The sequence below is a fragment of the Celerinatantimonas diazotrophica genome, from assembly GCF_004339545.1.
Taxonomy (GTDB): Bacteria; Pseudomonadota; Gammaproteobacteria; order Enterobacterales; family Celerinatantimonadaceae; genus Celerinatantimonas; species Celerinatantimonas diazotrophica.
The window spans coordinates 637888-644457 of the sequence record NZ_SMGD01000012.1; the positions used below are offsets into that span (position 1 = coordinate 637888).

At 43.0% G+C, this 6570-nt stretch carries 6 protein-coding genes; all 6 read left to right on the forward strand.

The window, feature by feature from the left end:
- Positions 1–909, forward strand: coding sequence for a DUF4123 domain-containing protein (locus EV690_RS09110; protein WP_165872707.1), 909 nt, complete (start codon positions 1–3; stop codon positions 907–909).
- A gap of 15 nt (positions 910–924) precedes the next feature.
- The gene (locus EV690_RS09115) at positions 925–2664 is read left to right on the forward strand and encodes a hypothetical protein (protein WP_131912668.1); all 1740 of its coding nucleotides are present in this window, start codon (positions 925–927) and stop codon (positions 2662–2664) included.
- 84 nt (positions 2665–2748) lie between these two features.
- On the forward strand, positions 2749–3645 hold the full coding sequence (locus tag EV690_RS09120) for a glycosyl hydrolase family 26 (protein ID WP_131912669.1): 897 nt from the start codon (positions 2749–2751) through the stop codon (positions 3643–3645).
- A gap of 51 nt (positions 3646–3696) precedes the next feature.
- A complete protein-coding gene (locus EV690_RS09125) occupies positions 3697–4656 on the forward strand; it encodes a glycosyl hydrolase family 26 (RefSeq protein ID WP_131912670.1) in 960 nt (319 codons plus the stop codon).
- A gap of 51 nt (positions 4657–4707) precedes the next feature.
- Positions 4708–5664, forward strand: coding sequence for a glycosyl hydrolase family 26 (locus EV690_RS09130; RefSeq protein ID WP_224054919.1), 957 nt, complete (start codon positions 4708–4710; stop codon positions 5662–5664).
- A gap of 52 nt (positions 5665–5716) precedes the next feature.
- The coding region (locus EV690_RS09135; RefSeq protein ID WP_131912671.1) for a glycosyl hydrolase family 26 at positions 5717–6570 on the forward strand (854 nt) is incomplete at its 3' end.

Below are 6570 nucleotides of genomic sequence, written 5' to 3' on the forward strand. Positions count from 1 at the left end.
ATGTCTGAAGTACTCTATAATTTTGCGATTATTGATGCCGCGAGTGAGCCTGAGTATTTTGAGTTGTTTGCTCAGCAAGATCCCCTCAGAAGCTGTTTATATGAAGAGCCGCTTGATAGTGATATATCCAAAGTTGCTCCCTATTTAATTGAGTTAACCGATGATGTCAAAGACTGGCTGGATGAGCGAACCACCCCCTGGGGAATATATCTATCGTCGGAGTTCCCACTCATCCCTTTGCGCCAGCACCTTCGTCAGTCTCTGCAAGCGCAAGTCCCTGATGACGAGAAGCCGCAACTGTTTCGTTATTACGACCCTCGGATCATTTGGCTGTATATCGACGCCGTCCCTGATTTAGAACGGTACCATTTTTTAGGTCCAATGAATGCAATAGCCACCCATTACGGGACTGAACGCAGCGAAAATTTTGACTCGCTGAAAGCCACGTTTGCCAAATTACCAGTGGATAGACATGGGCCATTAAAACTATCGCAACCCGTTTATCAAGCCATTATTGATGGGTGTATTCAGCAGATGGAGCAAGCGGTTTATGTGCGATTGAACCAAACGATTGAGCAAAATGAGTTAGATAAACCCGATGAATCTTCCAACGCCGTTTATACACTGCGCTTGAATGAAGATGAACCGACTGATTTAGTCAGCTCAACTCGACCAACGGCAGAGCAATTGTCTGAATTTGCAAAACAGTTAGTCAGACAACTCAGTTATTTAGGTATTACCCAGCAGCGGCTTATCACCGGAATTGCTCAACTGTGTGCTCATCACCATTACTACCGTTGGGAACAATTGCCTACAGATTGGATGGATCGCCTTTGCGACGAAAATCATCGTCCTTTATTGAATGCTCAAATGCTGATGATTGATCATCTCGGCTATGTTCCAGCATAAGGAGATTAAAACAGAATGCCTAAATGCAATCACCCCGTTGGTACTGCTTGTCACTGTAATAGCGCGCAATCATGCCTGACTGCCATTAAAGTTACGACTCCCAATACAACTGAAACATTTGATGGAGAGCATTACTTAAGGGCCAATCTGATTCACGAAATCGCCCCCCTCAAAGATGATAAAGAACAAGCTGTGCCTGTCACGATTAATTTGATTGGTTCGTGTTTGTATGGCAATGATAGTGATTGTCCATCGGGAGTCGTGTTAGATGAGAATGGCAAGGTTGTTCAAAAATTATCAGCATCGCAAACGGTCAATTTAACCTATCAACGCGATAACCATAAAGCCATTCCTTTATTAGAGTGTTTTGGCTATTTATGCTTGAGCCGCTCTATTGATTCAATTCCTTATTCATTTTACAAAATTCGAGCCCATTGCTGTGATGGTGACGAGCCTGAAAAAAATATATTTGTCACGCTATTTGATGACCTTAAAGAAATAGTTCTGGGCCATAAAGTCTTTACTGATATCACAGTGGCTATTCACCCGCAATATAGTTGGACTGGCAGTATCACATTGAGCTGGGAAAAGGACGAAGAGCAAAAAGAGGCGCAAAAAGAAGAGAAACCTAAGAATAAACCCGCCAAGAAAAAACCACTCTCTGCGATTGCTCATCTTTTAAGGGATGGTTTTACCATTCAAGGGGATCTGAAAGTGAATGCTGGGGGCGTGACTTCTGAGTATACCGCCAAACATACACTCAAAAACGACAAAGAAGAAAAGCCCCCTGTTAAAAAGAAATCAGAACACTCATTTGAAGGGAGTTTAGCTGGTTTATTATCAAATACAGCTTCGGAGCATACCCATTCTTTGTCCTCGAGTAGTGATACCAGTGCAATACCCCCGGTTTCTCGCGATGATAGTGCAGCACGGATCCAGTTATTAAATGCGGTGACTGATGTGCTCGTCATTGTGCTGTTAGCGTGTTATGACCAAAAAGGGCAGGATAAGATTAAAATGATCTCGTATGGGTTTGATAGCCCAGAGATAAAACTGCAAGGCAGTGGTCAAAGTGTTTATCGAGATGGAAAATACGGGATTGATAGTCGTTTGTCTATTTCGGCCACCCCTCTTTTTAGTGCTTATGTTGAACTTGACCTCTTATTAGCATTAGTTGCATCACTCAGTTCTGGCGTCGGAACGGTTGCCTATAAAGCCATTCAAAGTACGTTAGACAAATTACAAAAGGCTTATGAGGCCGGCAATGCTCCCGCCTATGCAGGCGTTAAGTTTAACTTAAAAGGGGCCCTTAATTTTTCGACACAAGGTGATGGGCTGTTATTTGAGAAAAAAATGGATGCTCCCATGGCCTTTTCTTCACTTGATACGCAAACCACCGTGTCTTTTGAAGGGTTAGGGAGTGTTCGGGCAGAAGCGAAAGTATTTATATTCCATGGGCTATTTGATTGTAAAGCAAAGCTCACTGCTATCGGCCACTGTGAATTAGTGACCCATAACCATGGGGATGAAACGGCATTAGATTACGTGATCTACCATGACGGGATTAAGGCGCATGTTGAGATTACGGTTTCTGGGGGAATTCATAAAGGTCTTCAGAAACATGTATTTGGGTCATTTGATAATGCAGATTTTAATGACCATGCCAAAACCTATCCATATGATTGGGTTTTAGCACAACCTAAATCTAAACAAGATTCCACATGGAAAAATACCTTATTCTCTTTCGGAGCGTAAATAATGACTGTGAATGTACTAAACAAGTTTTTTATAAGTTTAGCCCTATGCCTATTTTTAACTCACTGCTCGGGGGACAATACAATGTCTATGTCAACCACGGATATCGCCATTCCAACGGAAAAACCCACCTTTATTTATCTAGTCCATATGAATTCCCATCATATGGTATGTGGCAATATGATTAATCAGATGCCGCAGTTAGATAATACAACTTCGGTCACTGGAGATATCATTACAGGGTTTAACGTGACGGCGTTTTTACAGCCGGGTGAGAATACTCTGGATGCGCGTGTTGCTTCAATCAATGGTTATACTGAAAATGGCGGGGATGGTTCGGTGCAGCGTGCCGATGGTGAATGCAAGTTTGTCTTCACGGCGAATCCGCAACATGGGCAGCCAATTGAATTATCCAGCCTGAATATTACCGTTGACGATGGTAAAGCAACAGCGAAGACCTCTAAAAAATATCCCCCCAAATATCGTACAGATGCTTCTAAAATAACATTCCATCAAAAAGGCTGGACCAGTTATATAAGCCGTCCTGTTTATATTAAAACCATTCCGCAATGGGCCTGGACTAAAGCGAAGCCTTTTAAACCGACCCGCGAGAATATGAAGAAACTGCATCGGGCCTATCAAGCGCTGATTGAGATGATGAAGCGCAAAGATTATCAGAGCTTAAAAGATGCGTATTCCCTGTCGAGCCGAGAAAAATCACTGGCCGAAGCGGGGCAATCAAGCCCGGAAGAGTTTTTTGATGCGATTGGTTTTGAATCTTCTTTTAGTCATCCAGGGGCGAGTGTTCTCGCGCATCGTCCATGGAGTGATTATAAATTAAAAAGTTATATGGGAGGAAGGCTCGTTCAATTAACGGATGATAATGGTAATAGCCCATTAGCTATTAAATGGGAAGATGATGGTATGTCATTTTTACCCTATTTTTCAATCATCAATGGCCGGGTGGTGATATCCCGTTAAGGATAAACGCCCAGGATTTACTGGGCAAATCATTTAATGACAGGAGCAATTTTGAAGTATCGATTGGGGGTCATATTGGGCGTTATTCTGTTGGTGGGTTGTCAGTCGTCCGCGGTGGATGTTTCAACCACGGATATCGCCATTCCAACTGAAAAACCCACCTTTATTTATCTGGTTCATATGAATTCCCATCATATGATGTGCCAGAATCTCGTTAACAGTTTACCTCAGCTTGATAATACAACATCGATGACGGGAGATATTATTGCTGGATTCAACGTGACGGCGTTTTTACAACCGGGTGAAAATAGCCTCGATGCCCAAGTGGCCTCGATTAATACGTTTAAGTCAAATGAAGGTGACCCTTCAGTTCAACGAAAGGATGGCGAATGCAAGCTGGTTTTCACGGCGAATCCGCAACATGGGCAGCCAATTGAATTATCCAGCCTTGATATTACCGTTGATGATGGTAAAGCAACGGTGAAGACCTCTAAAAAGTATCCTCCCAAATATCGCACCGATTTATCAAAGGTTACATCGAATCAGATAGGTTGGGCGACATTTTTTCATCGTCCTTTCTATATTAAAACCATTCCACAATGGGCCTGGACCCAAGCGAAGCCCTTTAAACCGACGCGTGAGAATATGAAAAAACTCCGTCGGGCCTATCAAGCACTGATTGAGATGATGAAGCGTAAAGATTATCAGGGCTTAAAAGATGCATATTCCCTGTCGAGCCGAGAAAAATCATTGGCAGAAGCGGGGCAATCAAGTCCGGACGATTTTTTTGATGCGATTGGCTATCAAGCGCATTTAGATGTTAAAAAAGTTCAAGTTTTAGATCATGTTGATTGGAGCCACTATAAGTTAGCAAGTTATGCGGATGGTAAATTAGTGCAATTGAAAGACGATTATGATGATAGCCCATTGAGAACTCAAGTTGGTGATATTATCACTTCTTATACACCTTATTTTTCAATCATCAATGGCCGGGTGGTGATATCCCGTTAAGGATAAACGCCCAGGATTTACTGGGCAAATCATTTAATGACAGGAGCAATTTTGAAGTATCGATTGGGGGTCATATTGGGCGTTATTCTGTTGGTGGGTTGTCAGTCGTCCGCGGTGGATGTTTCAACCACGGATATCGTCATTCCAACGGAAAAACCCACCTTTATTTATCTGGTCCATATGAATTCCCATCATATGGTATGCGGCAATATGATTAATCAGATGCCGCAGTTAGATAATACCACTTCGCTCACTGGAGATATCATTACAGGGTTTAACGTGACGGCGTTTTTGCAACCGGGTGAAAATACCCTTGATGCTCAGGTCGCTTCGATTAATGGATATAATGAGAATGGCGGGGATGGTTCAGTGCAGCGCGCCGATGGTGAATGCAAACTGGTATTCACGGCGAATCCGCAACACGGGCAGCCAATTGAATTATCCAGCCTGAACATTACCGTTGACGATGGCAAAGTAACCGCTAAAACATCCAAAGAATATCCTCCGAAATATCGTACTGACTTGTCCAAAATAACGACGCATCAACGTGGATGGGTGACATTTTTTTATCGACCTATTTATATCAAAACCATTCCGCAGTGGGCCTGGACCCAAGCGAAGCCTTTTAAACCGACGCGTGAGAATATGAAAAAACTCCATCGGGCCTATCAAGCACTGATTGAGATGATGAAGCAGCATGATATTCAGGGGTTAAAAGATGCGTATTCTCTGTCGAGCCGGGAAAAATCACTAGCCGAAGCAGGGCAATCAAGCCCGGATGAGTTTTTTGATGTAATCGGTTATCAAGACGCATTCAATAATCATGAAAAGGTATTAGAGCATCGTGATTGGAGTATCTATAAATTGAAGAGTTATGCCGGGGGGAGATTGGTACGATTAGAGGATAATTATGGCAATAGCCCGTTAAGAACGTTATTAAATAAGACGATTACTAATTTCACCCCTTATTTCTCAATTATCAATGGCCGAGTGGTGATTTCCCGTTAAAGGATAAATGCCCGTTCTTTATTGGGCAAATCACTCAATGAAAGGAGCAATTTTGAAGTATCGATTGGGGGCGCTATTAGGCGTTATTCTATTGGCGGGTTGTCAGTCGTCCGCGGTGGATGTATCAACCACGGATATCGTCATTCCAACGGAAAAACCCACCTTTATTTATCTGGTGCATATGAGTTCCCATCATATGGTCTGTCAGAGTCTCGTTAATGGTTTACCTCAGCTTGATAATACAACATCGATGACGGGAGATATTATCGCTGGATTTAACGTGACGGCGTTTTTACAACCGGGTGAAAATAGCCTCGATGCCCAAGTGGCCTCGATTAATACGTTTAAGTCAAATGAAGGTGACCCTTCAGTTCAACGAAAGGATGGTGAATGCAAGCTGGTTTTCACGGCGGATCCGCAACATGGGCAGCCAATTGAATTATCCAGCCTGAATATTACCGTTGATGATGGCAAAGCAACGGTAAAGACCTCTAAAAAGTATCCTCCAAAATATCGCACCGATTTATCAAAGGTTACATCGAATCAGATAGGTTGGGCGACATTTTTTCATCGCCCCTTTTATATTAAAACCATTCCGCAATGGGCCTGGACTAAAGCGGAGCCCTTTCAACCGACCCGCGAGAATATGAAAAAACTGCATCGGGCTTATCAGGCACTGATTGAGATGATGAAACGACATGATATTCAAGGGTTAAAAGAGGCGTATTCCCTGTCGAGCCGGGAAAAATCATTGGCCGAAGCGGGGCAATCAAGTCCGGATGAATTTTTTGATGCGACAGAAATTGCTGCTGCTTTTTCAGCCAAAGGCGTTAAAGTCGTCGATCATCAGCCTTGGGGAAATTATGAGTTAAAAACCTATGCCAATGGTCGCCTAGTTCAGTTAGT

Coding starts and splice junctions, on each gene's coding strand:
- EV690_RS09110 (WP_165872707.1), top strand. CDS start 1: ATGTCTGAAGTACTCTATAATTTTGCGATTATTGATGCCGCGAGTGAG.
- EV690_RS09115 (WP_131912668.1), top strand. CDS start 925: ATGCCTAAATGCAATCACCCCGTTGGTACTGCTTGTCACTGTAATAGC.
- EV690_RS09120 (WP_131912669.1), top strand. CDS start 2,749: ATGTCTATGTCAACCACGGATATCGCCATTCCAACGGAAAAACCCACC.